This window comes from Arcticibacter sp. (assembly GCF_045629565.1).
GTDB lineage: Bacteria > Bacteroidota > Bacteroidia > Sphingobacteriales > Sphingobacteriaceae > Arcticibacter.
Map to the genome: position 1 here is coordinate 30,914 of NZ_JAZQRL010000004.1, position 21,211 is coordinate 52,124.

Annotated in this window: 13 protein-coding genes and 2 rRNA genes; 3 read left to right on the plus strand and 12 right to left on the minus strand. The window is 46.4% G+C overall.

The window, feature by feature from the left end; all coding sequences use genetic code 11:
• The first annotated feature begins 11 nt into the window (after positions 1-11).
• The 3 genes from ACKI5J_RS00435 to ACKI5J_RS00445 all read left to right on the plus strand — a co-directional run bounded on the left by ACKI5J_RS00435 (position 12) and on the right by ACKI5J_RS00445 (position 3,722).
• Complete coding sequence (locus ACKI5J_RS00435; protein WP_407425387.1) at positions 12-1,589, plus strand: hypothetical protein; 1,578 nt, start codon at positions 12-14, stop codon at positions 1,587-1,589.
• A 130-nt stretch (positions 1,590-1,719) separates the two neighbouring features.
• On the plus strand, positions 1,720-2,445 hold the full coding sequence (locus ACKI5J_RS00440; RefSeq protein ID WP_407425389.1) for a YebC/PmpR family DNA-binding transcriptional regulator: 726 nt from the start codon (positions 1,720-1,722) through the stop codon (positions 2,443-2,445).
• 14 nt (positions 2,446-2,459) lie between these two features.
• Complete coding sequence (locus tag ACKI5J_RS00445) at positions 2,460-3,722, plus strand: hypothetical protein (RefSeq protein ID WP_407425391.1); 1,263 nt, start codon at positions 2,460-2,462, stop codon at positions 3,720-3,722.
• Positions 3,723-3,729: 7 nt separating this feature from the next.
• Here the strand turns inward: ACKI5J_RS00445 and ACKI5J_RS00450 are convergent, their stop codons facing one another.
• From ACKI5J_RS00450 to ACKI5J_RS00505, 12 genes are all read right to left on the minus strand, one after another.
• Complete coding sequence (locus ACKI5J_RS00450; protein ID WP_407425392.1) at positions 3,730-4,527, minus strand: prolyl oligopeptidase family serine peptidase; 798 nt, start codon at positions 4,525-4,527, stop codon at positions 3,730-3,732.
• A gap of 68 nt (positions 4,528-4,595) precedes the next feature.
• Positions 4,596-6,845 (minus strand): beta-glucosidase BglX, encoded by a 2,250-nt coding sequence (gene bglX, locus ACKI5J_RS00455; RefSeq protein ID WP_407425394.1) that lies wholly within the window; start codon positions 6,843-6,845, stop codon positions 4,596-4,598.
• A gap of 61 nt (positions 6,846-6,906) precedes the next feature.
• On the minus strand, positions 6,907-8,655 hold the full coding sequence (locus ACKI5J_RS00460; protein ID WP_407425396.1) for a family 43 glycosylhydrolase: 1,749 nt from the start codon (positions 8,653-8,655) through the stop codon (positions 6,907-6,909).
• 1 nt (position 8,656) lies between these two features.
• On the minus strand, positions 8,657-10,018 hold the full coding sequence (locus ACKI5J_RS00465; protein WP_407425398.1) for a glucoamylase family protein: 1,362 nt from the start codon (positions 10,016-10,018) through the stop codon (positions 8,657-8,659).
• A 10-nt stretch (positions 10,019-10,028) separates the two neighbouring features.
• Positions 10,029-11,693 carry a glucoamylase family protein gene (locus tag ACKI5J_RS00470; RefSeq protein ID WP_407425400.1) on the minus strand — a complete coding sequence of 555 codons (1,665 nt, stop codon included), beginning with the start codon at positions 11,691-11,693 and terminating at the stop codon, positions 10,029-10,031.
• Positions 11,694-11,707: 14 nt separating this feature from the next.
• Positions 11,708-12,610, minus strand: a complete 903-nt coding sequence (locus ACKI5J_RS00475) for a LamG domain-containing protein (RefSeq protein ID WP_407425402.1) — start codon at positions 12,608-12,610, stop codon at positions 11,708-11,710.
• Positions 12,611-12,631: 21 nt separating this feature from the next.
• Positions 12,632-14,173 carry a RagB/SusD family nutrient uptake outer membrane protein gene (locus ACKI5J_RS00480; RefSeq protein ID WP_407425404.1) on the minus strand — a complete coding sequence of 514 codons (1,542 nt, stop codon included), beginning with the start codon at positions 14,171-14,173 and terminating at the stop codon, positions 12,632-12,634.
• 16 nt (positions 14,174-14,189) lie between these two features.
• A complete protein-coding gene (locus ACKI5J_RS00485; RefSeq protein ID WP_407425406.1) occupies positions 14,190-17,219 on the minus strand; it encodes a SusC/RagA family TonB-linked outer membrane protein in 3,030 nt (1,009 codons plus the stop codon).
• A gap of 221 nt (positions 17,220-17,440) precedes the next feature.
• The gene (locus tag ACKI5J_RS00490; RefSeq protein WP_407425408.1) at positions 17,441-18,412 is read right to left on the minus strand and encodes a rhodanese-related sulfurtransferase; all 972 of its coding nucleotides are present in this window, start codon (positions 18,410-18,412) and stop codon (positions 17,441-17,443) included.
• 64 nt (positions 18,413-18,476) lie between these two features.
• Complete coding sequence (locus ACKI5J_RS00495; protein WP_407425410.1) at positions 18,477-20,207, minus strand: S8 family peptidase; 1,731 nt, start codon at positions 20,205-20,207, stop codon at positions 18,477-18,479.
• Positions 20,208-20,348: 141 nt separating this feature from the next.
• Positions 20,349-20,460 (minus strand): 5S ribosomal RNA (rrf, locus tag ACKI5J_RS00500).
• A 172-nt stretch (positions 20,461-20,632) separates the two neighbouring features.
• Positions 20,633-21,211: ribosomal RNA gene (locus ACKI5J_RS00505) — 23S ribosomal RNA — on the minus strand; the annotation flags it as partial.

Here is a 21,211-nt window from a genome sequence, read left to right on the forward strand (position 1 = left end):
ATCCAGCAAATATGAAAAATTGTTTACTGTTTTTCACTTTTTTTTACTGGAATTTTGCTATAGCTCAACTGAATGAATCATTTAATGACGGGAACTTTACAAGCTCGCCGATATGGGTTGGTGATGTGGCTGCCTTTATGATAAACTCAGCCGGTAGGTTGCAGACTGTCAAAAACGATTCCGCCTCCGCGAAATACCTGTCTACGGGTGTCGACCTTCCGGCAGCATGCAGCTGGGAGTTCAGCGTGGAACTGGGGTTTGCTGCTACATCGTCGAACTTTGTGCGCATCTATCTGGTGTCAGACCAGGCAGATTTGAGTAGCTCATTGAACGGATACTTCATAGAATTTGGTGAAGACGGAACGAAAGATTCTTATGACCTTTACCGACAATCCGGAGGGCATGCCCAGCTGCTTATTGATGGAATTGACGGAAGGGCTTCGGCATCAACAGTCAGCACGCGGATTCTGGTAAACCGCAGGGCAGATGGTTCATGGCAGCTGTACAGTAAGAACAGGTCTGAGTCTGCTTTTACTCTGGAGGGAGAGGCGGCTACCCAGCCCGAGGTGCTATCGTCTTCCTGGTTCGGGTTCCAGTGTGTATTCACCAAATCACATTCCGCGCAGTTCTATTTCGATGACATTGAAACCGGGACACCGAAGCGTCCAGACTTAATTCCTAATCCAGAGGCCCCAAACGACAGTACCTCTGCGCCAGGACCAGGCGGTGGACCGGTTTATTCAGCAATCGGGAAGGAAGAGATTATCATCAATGAAATTTTATTTAATCCACGGAAGGATGGAGTTGATTTTGTAGAAATATACAATCGGTCAGACAAGGTGTTCAATCTGAAGAACCTGTCGGTTGCCACGATGAAAGAAGATACGGTAACAGCGGTAAAGCCGATTAGTAAAAGCGACATCCTTTTATACCCTGCCGGCTACATGGCCATGAGTGTCGACCCAAGTAACATTAAAAGTGAGTATGATACGCCTGATGAGAACGCTCTTCTGCAGGTACAGGCGCTCCCGGTTTTCAGCAATGATAAGGGAATTATTGTTTTGGTATCTGACAGCACAGTGGTAGATCGTCTGGATTACTCAGAGGATATGCACTCACCCCTGATCAGGGATCCTGATGGTGTATCTCTCGAACGTTCGGTATTTGACAGGGGGGCTAACGAGCCGGGAAACTTCTGCTCTGCAGCTGGTGCTGCGGGTTACGCTACTCCAGGATATCGAAATTCGCAGCTTCGCGAGACGGTGACCGCTGACGAGCCCGTAATGCTGGCTTCAAAGACGTTTTCGCCCGACAATGACGGCTTTGAAGATTATCTAATTATCCATTATTCTACCCGGGCACCGGAAATCCTGGCTAATATATCTGCGTTTAGCAGGAGCGGAACGCTGGTGAGGCATATCTGCAGAAATATTACGCTTGGTTCTGAAGGGGATCTTTTCTGGGACGGAAGGGATGAGAACGGCGAAATGGCGCCTGTTGGAATTTACATCATATTTCTGGAACTGACTGATTTGAACGGAAAAACCCATCGCTGCCGAAAAGCATGTGTACTGGCATCGAGATTTTGATTTTTTAATTCTATATCTACGTATAAAGGTTGCCGGAGTAAGGTCTTTTCTGGCATATTTTGTAAGTTTGGACTTCGTTTTCTGAAACTGGAGAACCCTTAAAAATACTATAAAATAACTTTACTTATATATGGGAAGAGCATTCGAGTTCCGTAAAGAAAGAAAATTTAAACGTTGGGCCAAGATGGCAGTTCAGTTTACCCGCCTGGGTAAGGAAATTGTGATGGCTGTAAAAGCCGGCGGGCCGCTTATTGAGACCAATTCCCGGCTGCGTACAGCTGTTCAGAATGCCAAAGCCGTCAATATGCCGAAGGACAGGATAGAAGCGGCGATTAAAAGAGCATCGAGCAAGGACGAAAGCAATTACGAAGAGATTGTTTACGAAGGTTATGCGCCTCATGGGGTAGCCATACTGGTTGAAACAGCAACTGACAACACGAACCGCACGGTAGCCAACGTACGAAGCTATTTCAATAAAACTAACGGAACATTAGGCAAAACAGGCTCTCTGGACTTTATCTTCAATAGAAAGTCGGTATTCAAGTTTGATCCGGCGGATCGTGATTTGGAGGAACTTGAGTTTGAGCTGATTGATGCGGGCCTCGAAGATCTGTTTGTGGAAGCGGACGAAGAAGGAAACGACATTGCGGTACTTCATACTGCGTTTGAAGACTTTGGAAAGATGCAGCGTGCACTTGAGGAGAAAGGTATTGAAGTTAAAAGTGCGAAATTGGAGCGTGTAGCGTTATCTTTTTCTGAGGTTACGGAAGAACAGGCGGCTGACGTGATGAAGCTAATCGACAAGCTGGAAGATGATGATGATGTGCAGGCGGTTTATCATAACATGGCTGAGTAACTAAAACGAACGAAATGACTTTTGAAGAATTTTTTAATAAAAAGAGAATCGACCTGGGACTGATGAGAGATGCAGATCCTGCCCTTTATTCTGAATTCAAAAGTCATTTCGAGTCGATGGGCGAAAAGAGCTTCGACCACACCAAGAAGTTCTGGTTTAATAAACTAAGACATTTATACCATCTGGCAGAATCTGCCAAGAAGGTTGCCACACAGCTGGAGACCCAGATTGCGTCTCAGGCGGAACCGCTAAGCTCTCCTACTATCGAGCAAAGCATTCCGGCACTGCAGCCCCAGGCGAGTCAGGAACCTAAAACGCCGGTTTCAGCTAAGCCTGGATTCAGGCCAAGAAGCATTGCTGCTGCGGCTGTTAAAAAGCAGGAGCAACCTACGGATAGCAAAGCGGATGCGTCCGCTGATAAGCCTGCAACTCCGGTTAGCAAACCAGGATTCAAGCCGAGGAACATCAAGCCCGTATCGGGAGAATTGTCAGAAGACGTACAGAAAACAGCCAGCCGACCGGGCCAGGAGATACCATCTGGCGCTTCACAGGGTAACACGGCAAATACACCTCGCCCGGCATACAAACCGCGCTTTAACGCAGGAAAGCTGGCAGAAAATACGGAAAATGCCGAGAGGAATAAGCAGGAAGCGATTGAAGGTACCGCAAAAGAAAATGCATCGGCGGACGAGGTCCAACATACTGGAGAACCTGGTGTCTCAGCACCTGCAGCCGCCACTCCCGGAGAGCATTCTGCTCCGGATTCGCTACTTTCAGCTGGCGATGCCATTATAGGTAGTGATGCAGCTCATCCTGCAGACACGGGCACTGTTCCTCCAACGAAACCGGCATACAAACCTCGCTTTAATAGTAAGACGACTGCCAGGAAGGACGTTCAGGAAGAGAATCCGGAGCATGAAAATCCATCAGCCGGCGTAAGTGTTACTAATGAAAATAACCCTCCTTTGCCAGAACCGGCTGATGAAGCAGCAAAACCTCAGGCTGAGAATGGGGATCGTCCTTTAGAGGAGGGCACAGATCATAACGAAGCAGCAAAAGCTGCTGTTCCTAAGCCTGCTTATAAGCCGCGCTTCAACGTGAAAACTATCGCAGCGAAAACTGCCGAAGAACCGCCCGTTTCATCATCTGAACAAGCGGCAGACTCGGTGGAGTCACCTTCAAAAAGCCAGGAGTCGACTACGGAAGCTCCGGAAGAACCGGCTAAGCCTGCCTATAAGCCCAGGTTCAATATGAAGAATATCAAGCCCAAGGAATAGCTTTACGTTATTTTTCGAGATGATCGGTCCGCTTCCTGGAAAATAGCCAGGGCAGGAGTTCAGGCTCTGCAAACGCAGGATCCCAGCTATTATGGTTAGCCTCCGGATAAAGACTGAACTTAACATCCGCTTTTCTCTTTTCCAGTTCTCTGACGATCTCTTCTGAAAAATGAGGTGGCACAATGTCATCTTTCCCCCCGTGAAAGATCCATAGCGGTACATCATCATATTTCTTAACGTTAGAGGGGACATCGCCACCGCATATAGCGAAGGCAGCTGCAAAAAGACCCTGTTTCCGGCGAAGCAGTTCGAAAGTACCCATTCCTCCCATGGATAGCCCGCCTGCATAAATTTGCGTTGAATCGATAAACGGCTTTTCCACTATCCTGTCCACCAGTCCCAGCAACAGCTGCATCGCCTTTGTAGGTTTACCTTTCTTCCTGAACGAAAAGTTTCGTTTGCCCGCGGTATCTGTGGTGATCTTGACGTTAGACCAGTAACTGTCTGCGGGACATTGAGGGGCTATCACTATACAGGGGTATTTGGTTCTGAGCTCAGGCCTTAAGAAAAGCGCAGCACCGTTTCTTAATTGATCTTCATTATTAGTACCGCTCTCCCCTCTTCCGTGAAGAAAGAAGAGCACCGGATACTTTCTGGAACTATCAAAGTTCTGGGGAAATAAGATCCGGTAAGGCAATGTGTCGCCCTCGCTGATGAATACCGTGCGCTCATAGCGACTGAAGTCCTGCGCCCGGAGAAATGCGGAGCTCAGGCCAATCATCAAAAACATCAGACTTACTTTCATATATGCCTATTTACATTGTATCCGGCAGAACCAGACTGATCATTCATCCCCTTTTATCCGCTTCTGCCTTACTGAAGCCTGAATTTGGCCTCTTTTACATCACGGCTGTTGGTTCCGATAAATAGCTTAAACTCTCCGGGTTCTGCAGTGAATTTTAGCTCTGAGTTGTAAAACTTAAGCATCTCTTCGTCTATGCGAAACGTCACCTCCCTGGACTCTCCCGGTTTTAACGAGATTTTCTGGAAGCCCTTCAGTTCTTTCACAGGACGGGTTATACTGCCCACCATGTCACGGATATAAAGCTGCACGACTTCCTTTCCTTCTGCAGATCCGCTGTTGGTGAGGGAGACACTCGCGGTGATTGGCTGGCCTGACCTGAGCAGACTGTCGCTGAGCTGAATATTTCCGTAAGAGAACTGTGTATAGCTGAGGCCATATCCGAATGGATATAAGGGATCATTGGATACGTCCAGATAATTTGAACGGAACTTCTGGAACCATTTACCTTCTTCCAAGGGTCTCCCCGTATTTTTGTGGTTATAGAAGATAGGAACCTGTCCGACATTTTGCGGGAAGGTCATCGTAAGCTTTCCGGAAGGATTAACAGCGCCAAAGAGAACATCAGCTATTGCATCTCCCGCCTCAGAGCCCCCAAACCAGACGTTTAGAATCGCTGGCACATTCTCTGATTCCCACTGAAGCGCTAACGGCCTTCCGGTGAACAGAACCAGAACGACCGGCTTTCCGGTTTTTAACAACTCTGCAAGAAGATCTTTCTGAACCTGCGGAATGCCAATGTCTGTGCGGCTGGAACTCTCTCCGCTCATCTCGGCGGACTCTCCCAGAGCAGCGACGATCACGTCTGCCTGGCTGGCGATCTGGAGGGCTTCGTTTCGGATCGCTTCCGCACTCCGGCTATCCCGGCGCAGGGTCTTTCCAAACATGGTGGCGCGTTCCTCAAGCACACTGTCTTCAGTGAGGTTGGAACCCTTTGCATAAAGGATACGACCTTGCTTGCCGACACTTGACTTCAGGCCGTTCAACACGGAGACGGATTTACTAAAGTCAGCAGCCACGCTCCAGGTACCCGTCATGTTCTCAGTTGCGTCAGCAAGAGGACCTATCAGGGCAATTGTTCCGGTCTTCTTCAGCGGCAGCGTGTTTCCTTCATTCTTCATCAGCACAAAACTCTGAGCAGCGGTTGATCTTGCTTCCTTTCTGAAGGCAGGAGTATATATTTCTTTCTTACTTCTTTTGATATCGCAATAACGGTAAGGGTCAGCGAACAGGCCGAGCTTATACTTGGCTTCAAGCACTCTTCTGCACGCCATATCGATCTCCTGCCGGGTTACCTTCCCTTCGTCAAGAGATTGCTTAAGGGTCGTCAGAAAACCTTCTCCTACCATATCCATATCGACGCCGGCTTTAAGAGCCAATGCGGAAACAGCACGCAGATCGCCTAATCCATGATCCACCATTTCATTGATAGCCGTATAATCGGTAACGACCATGCCGCTGAACCCCCATTGATTTCTGAGAACGTCTGTCATCAGCCATTTATTGGCACTGGCGGGGATACCGTCCACCTCGTTAAACGAAGTCATCACGGTCCCTACACCTGCTTCAATAGATGCTTTGTACGGAAGGAAAAATTCGTTGTACATTCTTACCCGGCTCATATCCGTAGTATTATAGTCTCTGCCCGCTTCTGCTGCTCCATATAGTGCAAAGTGCTTTACACAAGCGATGATCGTGTTGTTTTTAGAAAGGTCATCTCCCTGATACCCTTTTATCATGGCTTTGGCTATTTCTGCACCGAGGTAAGGGTCTTCCCCGGATCCTTCGGAAACACGCCCCCATCGCGCGTCTCTTGAAATATCGACCATAGGCGAGAATGTCCAGTTGATCCCGTCAGCACTTGCTTCAATAGCCGCGATCCGGGCACTGCGCTCAATAAGGGGCATATCCCAGCTGCAGGATAAACCCAGCGGTATGGGGAACACTGTCTGGTATCCATGGATCACGTCCATTCCGAATATCAGCGGGATCTTTAAGCGACTTTTCTCTACCGCTATTTTCTGAACATCTCTGATCTTGGCGACTGACTTGATATTAAACAATCCGCCAACCTTACCTTCTGCTATCTTCCCCGCAATATCAGAGCTGGAGGCTTGTCCGGTTGTGATATCGCCCGCACCGGGTAAGTTCAGCTGACCGAGCTTTTCTTCAACAGTCATCTGCTGCATCAGCCTGTTAATGAATTGATCCATCTTAGTATCACGGGTTGTCTGTGCCATCACCGCTGTTAGAGATAGCATTGAGATTGTTAGTAGCGTTCTGTAAACCTTCATAATTGACTAATTAAGCTTGTACCTGATGTTATTTTACTTCAACAATGGCAGACCGTTTCGATATGCCGTTTTCGTTGAATGCTTCAATACTGAAATAATAGGTCTGATCTACACCGAGGCTTTTTAAGTGCAGCGTGTCATCCTTGTAGACCATCCATGAATTGTACAATTTATCCGGAGCTATTCCCCAGAGTATGTTATGTCCCTGTACGTTTTCCTCTTTCTTCCATGAGACGATGGCATCACGTCTGTCCGGCAGACGCTTTACACGAAAAGACTTCGCCGCAGCCGGGGCTTTTCCCTGCCCCAGTCCAAACACTCTCAACCCGGAGATAGCCAGATTAGGGGTGGGTACATGGATGTTCTTGTAGCGAATATATCGCAGCGTTTCTGCCTTTCGGAGTTCAACATAATCATTGGGAACATCTTCAAAACTTTCAGACTTATCTACGAGAACACTCCACTGTTTCCTATCTGTTGATCCCTCAAGCACATAACGATGGTAAAGACCAGGAACACGACCATAAAGATCAGACTTAAAATCGTGATAATTTAACTGAATAGCATGAACAGCAGCGGGCTTCTGCAGATCAATTTCCAACCATTGTGTCGAGTCGTTCTTAGCAGCTACCCAGAAGGTCTTAATACTTTCATCTGTAATATTCCCTGGAGAATAGCCTTCTAATGTAGAGGATGCTTTAACCGGCTTATTAAAAGACAAGAGCATCCATCCTCTGAATGCACCATTTTTACCGGCCACAGCAGGAGCGTAGTGTGGGTAATCGCCGTAGCTTGTATTGGAATACATGAGTCCATCCTCGTCAAAGAATGCAGGAAACATACATAGTCTTCGTTCCCAATTTACATTGACAGATAGTGCCATGGAAGCAAAATGCCAATAGACATGATCAGGACCCAAAACAGTGCTGCCATGTCCCGCACCATTAGCAAAGCCCCCGGGTTTATAGAAAACCGGGTTGTTAGGCGCATATTGGTAAGGACCCAAAGGGGAATCACTGGTATAGACCCCATCACCGTAGACATTGAACTCTGTACCCGGAGCAGCATACTGCATGTAATATTTATTTTTGTATTTCGTTAGCCAGGCTCCTTCCATATAGCCTTTTAGTACCGTATCCGAATGATTTTCTCCGAAGCGTTCCCATCCATGTTTCTCACCATCCAGTTTGAAAAGCTCCACGATCTTCTCATCAGCGACGAATCGGTTATTTCTATCCAGTTTACGTCCTCTTAGCGGATACGTATTAGATGAACCCCAGAACATGTAAGCCTGACCATCATCGTCGATAAACAGGTCGGGATCTTGTAAGTCGTTGAGAATATTCGGTACGGCTTTCCAATCTCCCTTCTTGGGATTATCCGTGTAGAGAATACTCATGGAGCCTGAAGGGTCGCCGGCTACGTATAGAACAGAGTCCTTGTAATTATGGGCTGCTGGAGCGTTGGAACCCTGAAAGTACCATTTCTCTGGCGTAATGAACGTCCAATTGGCCAGATCCGGAGAATGCCAGTAGCCCATGGAACGGGTTACGAACATATAATACTCACCTCTAAACTTCACGACAGCAGGATCTGCACCTGAACGGTACGAGATGTTACGGCTGGCGTCATAAACCATATAGGTGTAATCCATATTCAGGGGATTGCAGTACGTACTCATTTGTGTCTGCTGCGCCTGAAGCTTTTGAGGAGAGCAGACAAGAAATAGACAGAAAAACACAAAGCAGCCCCAGTATATTTTAATTCTTTCGATCATATTAACGTTTTAAGTGTGGACTCTCAAAGCCCAGCTTCTTCAATCCATTTTGTACATCCTGATTTTTCATAAACAGGTTCCAGAGTAAGCCGGAACGTCCGTTCTCAATCATGACAATCTCAGGACCCTGATCTATTGCCAGATACCTTTGAGGATACCAGTGCTCCGTTTCGCTGAACGCATCATAGAATCCATATTTCCCCCATACCTTATTTCCAAGATCCTCATAGAGGTGGCGAATCACCTGCATGGAGTATTCGGGAGTGTAGGGATATGATGAGATAGCTGCGGTAGGTGATATCACGCCCAAATCTTCGCCAGGCTTGTGACCTGCGTAGCCATTAACGGAATAGCTCGCCGTAAATCCCCAGGACTTTTCTCCGTAGCCCTTATACCCCTTGGGATTCTGGATGGCGTACGCGCGGTTAATCAATGTATGGTTCTTGTTGAGCGTCCAGTAATCCGCATACCTGTCCTTCAAGCCTGTCGGGTCTAAACCCAGATAAGAATAGTGAGCCCAGAAAAGCGGGCCAACACTTCCGGGTGAACCATTGTGAGAAAGTACTAGCTGATGTCCAAACTGCTCGTCATCGGTCTTTACCGCTCCATTCCTGGCCCAACCTTCGTGATATACTTCTGCGGGCACGCCATGCGTAGGCGAAGCAGCTGCCAACACATACATAATCAGGCACTCGTTATAACCACTAACCGGAAAATTCATGGCCCAGCCGTACTGCGGACTCCAGTGCCAGTATAACACATTTTCACCATTTTTCCGGTACCAGCTCCAGTCGATAGTTTTCCATAAGCTATCGGCCCGGTTTGCAAGCGCCTGTTCCTGCTTGTTTCCATTGCGGAAATACTCACTCACACAGATGAGTCCCTGAGCCATAAACGCTGTCTCCACTAAATCGCCCCCATCGTCTTTCTTACTAAAGGGCTTTACCTTCCCTGTCTTCCCCTCCAGCCAGTGTGGCCAGGCGCCATGGAAACGATCTGCTTTGCCAAGAAAGGCCACCACACGGGAAAGGCGCGCAACAGCTTCCTCTCTGGTGATAAACTTCCGTTCGATACCCACCAGGATCGCCATTACTCCAAAACCACCTCCTCCAATGGTTACTATATCCTGATCATTCTGAGGATAGTCACCATCCATATGGATTCGCTCTCTCGCCAATCCGGAATTAGGTTCTGCACCCTCCCAGAAATAGTCGAACGTTCTTCTTTGAACAAGGGTTAGCAATGAATCATCTGTAAGTGAATCCTGGCCTGATGATGATGTGGAAGAGTTTGCTTTATCACTATTTCCGCAAGCAGTCATTAAGAGTATAAGAACCAAACAAGGAATAAATAACCGTTTCATTTTGCTTTTATTAAATATGAGGACTGGTAAAGCCTAGGGCTTTAAGTCCCTTTTTCACTTCCGGACAACTCATAAACAACTCCCAGAGAAGACCGCTTCTATAATTCTCGATCATCACGATTACAGGACCTTGATCTATGGCAAGAAAAGATTCAGCAAACCAGGGTTCAAAAAGAGAAAAAGCATCAATGAAGCCATATTCTTTCCATAGCCTGTCTCCCAGTTTATAATAGAAGAATTTCAGGGCTCTCATAGATTCTTCAGGAGTATAGGGAAATGAGGATAATGCCGCCGTTGGCGATAGCACGCCATTATCATTTCCAGGCGCATGGGCCAGATAGCCGTTGATATCGTCACTGGCTGTCAGCCCCCAGCACTCTTCGCTGTAACCATAAAATTTTTTGGGATTAGCCACAGAGTATCTATAATTAATTAACGCATGCGCTTTATTCTGGACGCCGTAATCCGCATACGCATCTTTCAAACCATTCGGATTCAGACCCAGAAAGGAATAATGAGAAAAGAATAGCGGACCGCCGTTAGCAGGCCCAAGCGGCAGTACCACATCATAATATTTATTGCCATTTACGATCTGACCATTATTAGCCCAACCCCGGTCATATACCGATTTAGAAATGGCATGTCGCGGTGAAGAAGCAGCAAGTACATAGGTTATTAAGGCTTCATTCCAGCCTTGTACGGGAAGGTTAAGGTCCCAGCCATATTCTGGGCTCCAATGCCAGTAAAGAACATCTCCATTACCTCTTCTAAACCAGTCCCATTCTACATCATTCCACAAGATAGTAATATCGTCGCGGAGTGCCGTCTCTGCGGCACCCGTCCCATTGAAGAACTGGCGGGCGGTAAGCAGGCCCTGAAAAAGCAAGGAAGTTTCAACAAGGTCAGCTCCATTATCTTTAGTACTAAAGGGTTGTACAGCTCCTGTAGTGCCGTTCATCCAATGTGGAAATGCACCATGAAACCGCTGCGCTTTATTCTTGAGAAAGTCGACTATACGGTGCGTTCTGGCTAATGCATCTTGTCGGGTAATAAAATTACGATGAACACCTATCACTATCGACATAATGCCAAAACCCGATCCCCCGGATGTAACCGTTTCGCCGGAGGTGTTTCTTTCTCTGGCTAAACCACTTACGGGATGTGCAAAATCCCAAAAATACTTGAAGGTCTGCCTCTGCACTAAGGTTAACAGTTCATCGTCGGGAATTCGAGCAAATTTATCGGTGGAGTCTAAGCCTGTGGTCAGTTTGATATTGACATTTTCTTTTAAGGTCTGCCCGGTGGATGCCTGTAACGCCTGGCTAATCACTAGCCTAAAGCTGCTGAACGAAGCAAGGGGGGAAGCAGGCTTGACCACTATAGATCTGTTATCATTCTCATACGACAGCGAAAACTGAACTGCTTCTCCTGAAGACCCGTTGAAAAGCACTTTATCCGCTGCAGAAGAAACGTCCAGTGGCGAAGAAAAGATCAGCTTCATGGAAGGCTGTCGACCAACCTGGGAATATGTCAATACCGTATCTGCTATACTATCCACCTGTACTGCTACTAACTCAAACGGTTCGAATTCCGGAGCAGGCTCTTCCTTACTATCTTTTTTGCAAGCCAAAAAGATAGTAAGGAAGACTATCCATAACAAGTGTGGTGGTTTCATGTGCTCTCAGTTAATTATCTACCCTGTCGTTCTAACTGATATAACGCTGATACTTCCTGACTGCTTAAGGCCTTTTTATAGATACGCATCTCATCTAGCATTCCAGTATAGTTAAGCATCCAGGGTTCCAGCCCTCCATAAGGAGCACCCAGGTGATTCTGGAATCCTCCAATTACGAATCTCGCGGCATCTTTAAACGCCAGCGCACCCAGGCCAGCGTCACCAGCACCACTTTTTCGGTCGGCACTTGCACCAAGATCAACCGCCTGTCCGTTTGCGTACATTGCTGCTTTTGATGTCTGCTCATCATATGTATATGTCACGTGCCTCCAGGCTCCATACATATTATCTGGGCGAGCTGCCTCCGGTGGATCTATCCAATGCTCTGTATTTATGACAGGCGGCGTGGAGTTTTTCTCAAAATGAAGCTTCATCTGCATCTTGTTGCTTGTTGAGGTGTTCCCTTCTATGATCACCTGAAAGTTACCCCAAAAAGAGCCATCGGCTCTTGTCAGCGCATAAATCCCCTGAGCACCACCGCCATGCTTGGGAGTATTGATCCAGAAAGCTACTGTAAAGCTTGTTAGTGCGGCGATGGAGCCTGGACTATCATAAGATATAAAAGCATTAGGAGCACCCATATAGGCCTGCCCTTTCCTTCCGGGGGCAAACGTTCCGCTTCCATTAATGCGTTCACCTGTTACGTTTCCCATAGCTTCTTTTGCATCTCCGTCGAAGCTCCAATAAGCTACCAGATCAGACGGCGCAATTTCCTCAGAACCGGTCCATTCTCCAATGGACGGAGGAGCACCTGGTGTAAAGTCATCATCCATTTCCGGTTCCGTACACTGGCTGAAAAACATGCCCAACACAGTTACTAATAAAAGTGTTTTTAGCGATTGATATCTGCGTTTCATAAGAATTCTTTTAGATCACGATTAATACCCCGGATTCTGAGTTAAGCGCCCTCCGCTCAAATCACGTTGTGTCTGAGGGATAGGAAATAATTCATGCTTACCATCGACAAAAGGCTTACCCTTGGAACGCAACACAGTACCCGCACGTCCCTGCCTCACCAGGTCGAAGAACCGATCCTGCTCCAAAGCCAGCTCAACCCTTCGTTCGCGCCAGATATTGTCGATAGTACCCGGAACGGCATCCAGCCCTGCGCGGTTGCGCACCAGGGTAAGCTTCGCCTGGGCCTCTCCGCCATTCCCAAGATTAGCCTGTGCTTCCGCATACATCAACAGCACATCAGCATAACGCATCAGACGTATGTTCTTGGGCTTCTTATCTTTGTTATTACTAACCTGCGGCGACTCCCTGAGCGGGCTATGGTAGGCCTTATAATTGTAGCGCTCATTCTCCACGGAATCTTGAGTTGGGATTCTGAAACCATCCCATAACACGGTTCCTACGTTGGCTGGATCACCACCCGCTTTGGGAACAACAGTTGGATTGATAAAGATAATACTGGCAGCTCTCCTTTCATCATTGGGCTCATAGGCGTTAGCAAGATCGGCGGTTGGCGTGTTAATGCCGAAACCAAGATCATTCCAGCCCCCCCGGGACCGTGGCCCCTGGCCATTGCTATAGAGCTCACTTACAGCATTCTCACCCAGATTCACTCCAGTTTGCACCTCAAATATGGATTCAATGTTATTGTTACCGCCCTCATTATTAACAGGATTCTCTCTGAAAATCAAAGCATAATCCTGAACCAGATCATATAAGCCCGAACTAATGACTGCCGTGGTATTTTCAAGTACCCGAGGCCAGTCTTTGCGATACATGTATACCTTTGCCAGATAACTTTGGGCCGCACCCTTTGTAGCGCGACCTACTGCTGTTGCACCTTTCAACGGAAGATTATCAGCCGCAAATTGCAAGTCTTCAAGTATCACGTTATATATTTCCTCTTGTGATGCACGGGTCTGAAATTCATCACTGTTGCCCTCTGAAGGGTCAGGCACACGGATTAATTTGGGCACCCCTCCAAAAGTCCTAACCAGATTGAAATAGTACAAGCCTCTAAGAAAACGCACTTCTCCGAGCAGTCTGTTTTTGACGCTCTCTTCGAACGTACTCTGGCTGAGAATATCAATCGCCCTGTTTACCCTGGCAATAGCGGTGTAGTGTCCCGCCCAAATATTGTTGAGGATAAAGTTATTTGGAGTAACCGTAAAATTGTCTATCTCTCCGCCAGCAGCGAAGTCAGACGGAGAGCTTCCTTTCTCTGTATCGTCAGATGCAATATCGTTAAGGCATTCAAATAAGAACCCTACTGTAGTGTTTCCAAAACCACCGAAATATAAGGTATTATACACGCCGCCTACCAGTTGCTCTGCGGCGTTGGGATCTCTCAATGCCTGTTCTTCCACGAGCTGTCCCTGCGGGTTAATATCTAAAAAATCCTTACTGCATCCAGACAGTATAATCAGCGTTGCTGAGATCAGTGTAATATATCTATGTGTTCTCATTTTGTTCCGTTTAAGATTACAAGCCTATGTTGACGCCAAAAGTAAACGTGCGGGTGGTTGGATATATATTGGATTCTATCCCCGCGTTGAGCGGGTTTCCGCTGATGATTTCAGGCGTAAACCCGCTATAACCTGTGATTGTAGCCAAATTCTGAGCAGCAACGAAAACCCTGAGTCTTTCTATAAAAAATCTGGAAAGTTTTTCCTTGGGTATAGCGTAACCAATAGTTAGATTGTTTATTCGGAAGAAGTCTCCTTTTTCAAGAAAGTACGTAGAGGCGGGTAACTGCGCAAGGTTAGCACGTGGGTCAGTATTTCCAGGCCTATCGGGAGTCCAACGGTTCTTTACAACAGCTGCTTCAAGGTTGTCTCGCTGGTCTAAACGTGATGCCTTCTTCCCGTTGTATATCTTTCCTCCGGCTGTTCCATAGGTATTGATACTCAAATCAAAAGACTTATAAGTTAAACTGCCGTTGATACCGAACGTATACTTGGGTTGATACGATCCTACATAAGTTCTGTCGAACTCATTAATGACTCCATCTGGAGTACCATCTGGGCCTCCCAAATCCTTGTATATTAAATCGCCCGGACGCGCGTCCTTCTGTGCGGAGGCAGCTATTTCCTCAGCGTTCTGGAAAATCCCGTCTGCTTCGTAAATGTAGAAACTACCAATAGGCTGGCCATTGTCGGATCGGGTCACATTCCCCTGGTTTCCGCCAATATTTCCCTCCACAAGTGCCTGTCCGCCGTTAAGACCAGTAATTTCATTTTTATTATAAGCAACGTTTCCACCAATATTGTAACTCCAGTTATCATTGATTTTATCTGTCCAATGTATTCCAAACTCCAGCCCTTTATTGGTAAAAGTTGCCGCATTCGTAGTATACAAAGCGTCAGCATCTCCTAGAATAGCCGGAATCCTGATGTCTATCAGAGCATCGGTGGTTTTCTTATGATAGTAGTCGATTTCGCCGGTCAGTCGGTTATCAATGAAACCGTAGTCGAGACCTAGATCAAATTCTTCTGTAGTTTCCCACTTTACATTCCGGTCAGGCAATTGATTGAACGCTATACCCGAGTATTCTACGCCCTCATAGAAGTATGGAAGGTTGATTTCAGCAATGGGAAAATACACATTGGTATTGATCTGGTCATTTCCAACCTTACCCCAGCTTCCCCTGATTTTAAACGTGGTAAGCGTCTTCTGCCCTTTCATAAAATCTTCCTCCGCAATATTCCAGCCTAAGCCTACTGATGGAAAATAACCCCATCTGTTTGCAGAAGGGAATCTTGACGTGCCATCCGCCCTGAAAGTAGCGGTTAAGAGATAACGGTTATCATAAGCGTAATTCAAACGACTGATGTACGAATTCCTTGCCCATTTATCACCAGTATTATTATTGGTTGCACCAGTGGTTGAACCGGCACCCAGATACCACTGGTCAGGATCGGCAGGAACATTAACGCGCTTGCCTTCCAAACCATTAAAACGGTAGTATTCAGAAGTTACACCAACCAGAAAGTTTACACTATGCTTATCAAAAATTTTATTAAAAGTGGCTGTATTGTCCCAAACCCATTTCGTAGCATTATTACTGATTGCGGTAAGGTCACTCTTATCACGAAGTTGATTACCTCCCTGTGTGATGAACACGCTGTTCGGCCCCACATTATCAAACTGGTAGCCATAGTTGGTACTTCTTAAAAAATCAAGATCTACCCCAAAGCTTGACCGAAGGCTCAACCATGACACCGGCTTCACATCAATAGCAAATGATCCCTGCAGACGATTACCGAGAGTACGATTATCGGTCTTTTCCAAACTGAGCAACGGGTTCCCAACATTATTGGATAATGACGTATTGCCGTATAAACCATCTACTTTTGCAGGTATATATGGCGCAGCACGATAGGCCACGTTGAACGCTCCCAGATCCACCCCTCGGTTATTCAAGCGGCTAAACGATATCAGAGAGGATAGCTTCAACCATTTCGTAGCGTTATATTCATTGTTAGATCGAAGAGTAAATCTGTTAAAGTTATTCGTCTCAATAATTCCAGCATCAGAAAGATAACCCGCGCTGAAAAAATACGTCAGGTCCTCCGAACCTCCTGAGAGTGACAGGTTATGATTTTGTTGAAAACCCTTCTTTAGAATTGCATCATACCAGTCCGTATTAGCACCGTTAGTAATTTGATCAGCAGTAATCAGCTCATCGCCACTGCCATAATAGATATTCGCTTCATTCAGATAGCCAGCATACTGAGCGGGTCCCGCCATATCAACGAGGTTTGCAGCCTCTTTTACACCCGTGTGAGCATCATAAGAAATCACCATCTTACCGGTCTTACCTTTTTTGGTGGTAATCAATAACACACCGTTCGCTGCACGCATGCCGTATATAGCCGTAGCGGAGGCATCCTTAAGGATATCCATAGAAACGATATCAGCGTTATTGATGTTCCTGATATCCTCGGTGATAATTCCATCGACCACGTATAGCGGGTTAGCACCCCCTTTCATCGTTCCTGTACCACGTATCCTGACAGTGGGTAGGGCATTAGGATCTCCGGAACTAATGATCTGGACACCGGCCACACGTCCTTGAATTGCTTGCGTTGCCGCTAAAACTGGCTGACTGGCGATATCTGCTCCTTTCACCCTTGCAACAGATCCTGTCACGTCGCTTTTCCTCTGTGTACCGTAACCGACGACCACTACCTCTTCCAATGCAGAGGCGGAGGTTTTCATCACCACGTTAAGGTTAGTCTGATTGTTGACCGGAACTTCGACAGGCTCAAAGCCGATGTATGTAAAGACCAGGGTGGCGGTAGGTGCGACGTTTATGGTAAATGCACCATTTGCGTCTGTGGATGTACCTTGGGTTCCTCCTTTGACCTTGATACTTACACCTATTAATGTTTCACCATTGGCAGCATCTGTGACCCTGCCTCTCACAACTATATTTTGTGAAAAAACTTCTCCGGTAAGCAAAAGGACTGTCAGAACGCAAGCTGCCAGACTTGTAAATAATTTTCTCATAGTTTGGTAGGTTAATGAGCGGTTTATCAGTTAATTGAATAACAAAACTGCTTGCATTTTGTGCCATCAAGAAGAGAAAAAATAAACTATCGAACAGGGAGCTGCTAACACAGATAATATAGCCTGATAACACCCGAACAACCGGGATACAATTGCTGGAAAAAGCAGTGAATGCCTAAAATCAAAAAGTCCGGCTTATTGGGCCGGACTTTAATAATATATTAAAACTGAAGTTCAGGAACAGGCTCCCCGCCTTTTCTTTTATTCAGATTAACCTGCATCGGCACTTTCACATAATACCCGGTGCCGTCATATTTTCGCTTACGCGGATGTTCCTTACAAGGTTCAGAACAACAGCCATCAAGCTCCCAGCCGCAGTCATCACACTGCGTAAAGTGCTCATTACATTCTGGATTTGCACAATTGATCATCTTAGCCGTTGTCTTTCCGCAGTTATAGCACTTAGAAATAACAACCGGATTAACCTTATTTACATCAACAGCGACCCGACCGTCAAATACATAACACTTGCCTTCGAAGTCCTTCCCCCCTGCTTCTTTACCATATTTAATAATACCACCATGGAGCTGATAAACTTCAGGAAAGCCTTCATGCAATAATAGCGCAGAAGCCTTTTCGCATTTGATGCCCCCTGTGCAGTACGTCAGGATCTTCTTATCCTTATATTTCGCCAGTTCATTAATCATCGCAGGGAAATCACGGAAGTTATCGATGTCAAGAGTCACCGCATTCTTGAACTTCCCTAAGGAATGCTCATAGTTAGAACGCACGTCGAGCACAACTACATCATCCCTATCCTTCATCTCCATGAATTCTTTAGGCTCGAGATGTATTCCCGTCTTCTCCTGAGGATTGATGATCTGAGGGTCACGAAGTCCTGAATGGACTATCTCCGACTTGTATCGGCAGTGCATTTTAATAAACGAAGGTTCTGCTACGTCGTCAACTTTGAACTCAATCCCTTTAAATATCGGATTCGATTCAACATGAAACATGTAGGCTTCACACGATTCCTTTGTACCCGAAACCGTGCCATTAAGTCCCTCGTCGGCAACGATGATCCGGCCTACAAGATTAAGAGATTTGCAATAGCGAAGATGGTCTTCAGCAAACTGCTCTGCGTTCGCTATCGTAGTATAGCAATAATAAAGTAATGTTTGATATTGTGTCATAGATTCACCGATACTGCTGCAAACAGCGTTAAATGCGCTGCAAAGGTAAAAATAATTCCCGAAATTATTTACGCTGAAGCTTCTCTGCCAGCTGGATAGCATTATAAGCATTTACAACGCCACCTGACACGCAGAGCTCAGAAAGCGGTACGCGTTTACTTCCTTCCACATCAACAACTTTAATCTTATGGTCAACCTTTACAACTGACCTCATAATGATATCTTTAACTTCAACAGCTGTCAATGATGGATAATAGGAACGAATAAGGGCTGCAACACCCGCAACTACGGGCGAAGCCATACTGGTACCATTATTGGATTTATACTTCGAACCCGGCATCGTGGAGTTTATTTTAACTCCGGGGGCGAATACATCTACGGTACGCTTACCATAGTTGGAGAACTCGGCCACAAGATTACCATCATTCTTCCATCCGGAGGCCCCTACCTCTATCCAGTTCTCCGCCTTTGGAAGACCTAGCTTGGTTGTATCCCTTCCGATCCTAACAGGAGTTCTGGACCTCATTCCATTTCCGGGAATTGTCCCGGGACCTGCCTGCTGTAATGCGGCAATGACCGGACGGGGAGCATGCCACATGTTCGGATCCCTGTCGTCTGCAAATATCGCAGTAGGGAAATTGTTGCTGTAATCCGTATTTTTTCCGTCATTACCCGCTGCATGCACTAACAGAACATCTTTAGATGCAGCGTACCTGACTGCACTATCAACCAACTTCTTGTCCCACGAAAAAGATTTTCCGAAACTCATGTTGATAACCTTCGCCCCATTATCAACAGCATAGAAGATAGCGTTTGCAACATCCTTATCCCGCTCATCACCATCAGGAACGGCCCGGATACCAAGGATCCGCACGTTATCCGCTACACCCTTAATGCCTTTACCGTTCGTGCGATCAGCACCGATAATCCCGGCAACATGGGTTCCATGATCAGCATCTGGTCCCTGTATATCTGCATTTCCATAATGGCGTTGCCACCCGTTTGAATAGTCATCCTTAACAGAATCGCGGGGGTCATAATCCATATTCAGATGATAATTCACCTGGCTGTGGTAGTAGTGCAGCGTCTCATCGAGCTCTTCCTTAAACTTGTCATAGTCCGGTTCCTTCTTCAATGAAGATCTTATTGCCCTTAGGGCCTTGGATTCAAACTCGTTCTGAGCTTTATAATTGTCGAAATCCTTCAGCGTGGGTTTCTTCTTATCAATTTTCGCCACGATAGCCGATACATGCTTAGAGAGCAAAGACATCTGCTCATACCCATAGCGAGCGTTCTCTAACTTACCCATGTACTCCGTCACGAGCCTCTTGTAAAGATTAAATTCTGCCCTTTCTTCTTTATCAAGAGGTGTAGAGTTTACTACAGAAGCATATCGATCCTGGTATTTACGAACCATTCTCAGAACCTCCAGATTGTCATATCGCACATTTCCTTCGGGTGAACCTATAAAATTCCACCCATGGATATCGTCTGCATATCCATTATTATCGTCATCTTTCTTATTAGCATTAACTTCATTAGGATTTACATACATTACGTCTTTAAGATCCTCATGATCCTGTTGTATTCCTCCGTCAATTACCGCGACCACAACAGGAACGCCCTTTTTTCCACTCAATAATTCTTTATATGCTTTTTCGGTACTGACTCCAAAAACGCCATCCTCAACGAGATCAAGGTTAAACCAGTTCGGCTTAGGTTCTGCAGATTTTTGTGCGATAGAAGCGAACGGCAGGAATGCCAAAAACAAGAGTACTTTATTCAATATATTCATCCGAGAATATTCCTTTCTGAGTTAGTGTGTTTAGTGTGTGTATGTGAGCTGCCCCACTTATAAGGCATAGCTTACGAATATAGCAAAAGCATAACGCACAAAAAAGCCCAGTAGTACTGAAACTACCGGGCTGATTATAAAATTGGGCACCGACCTACTCTCCCACATGTTACTGCAGTACCATCGGCTCTGGCGGGCTTAACTTCTCTGTTCGGAATGGGAAGAGGTGGACACCGCCGATATAGGCACCTGAATAAGGTGTAAACTGCCTGCACCGGCTTGTTAGCTTTGATGCAGCGTTTAATATCATTAAGTTTTCAAAGAATTCGTTAGAATGGTATCGCTACCAATCTAACTGTTCTTCTAAACTTTTAACACTATTGAAAGAAGTCTTTGAATACACAGTCAACATACAGAGTTTCTGCTATGAGAAAGATTCGGGTAATTAGTACTACTCGGCTGTGATGTTACCACCTTTACACCTGTAGCCTATCAACGTGATAGTCTCTCACGACCCTATATGGAAGTCTCATCTTGTGGCTAGTTTCGCACTTAGATGCTTTCAGCGCTTATCTATTCCAAACGTAGCTACTCTGCAGTACAGCTGGCGCCATAACAGATTCACTAGAGGTTTGTCCATCCCGGTCCTCTCGTACTAAGGACAGCCCCACTCAAACTTCCTACGCCCACAACAGATAGGGACCGAACTGTCTCGCGACGTTCTGAACCCAGCTCGCGTGCCACTTTAATCGGCGAACAGCCGAACCCTTGGGACCTTCTCCAGCCAAGTCGGAGGCCAAGCGGTCTTAGGAAGACAATGGGTCTTACCAACTCCTTGGCCCACAGAACGACATGGCTACGATCCGACTTATCCACTCAAATTTCTAACGCCCACAGTAGATAGAGACCGAACTGTCTCACGACGTTCTGAACCCAGCTCGCGTGCCACTTTAATCGGCGAACAGCCGAACCCTTGGGACCTTCTCCAGCCCCAGGATGTGACG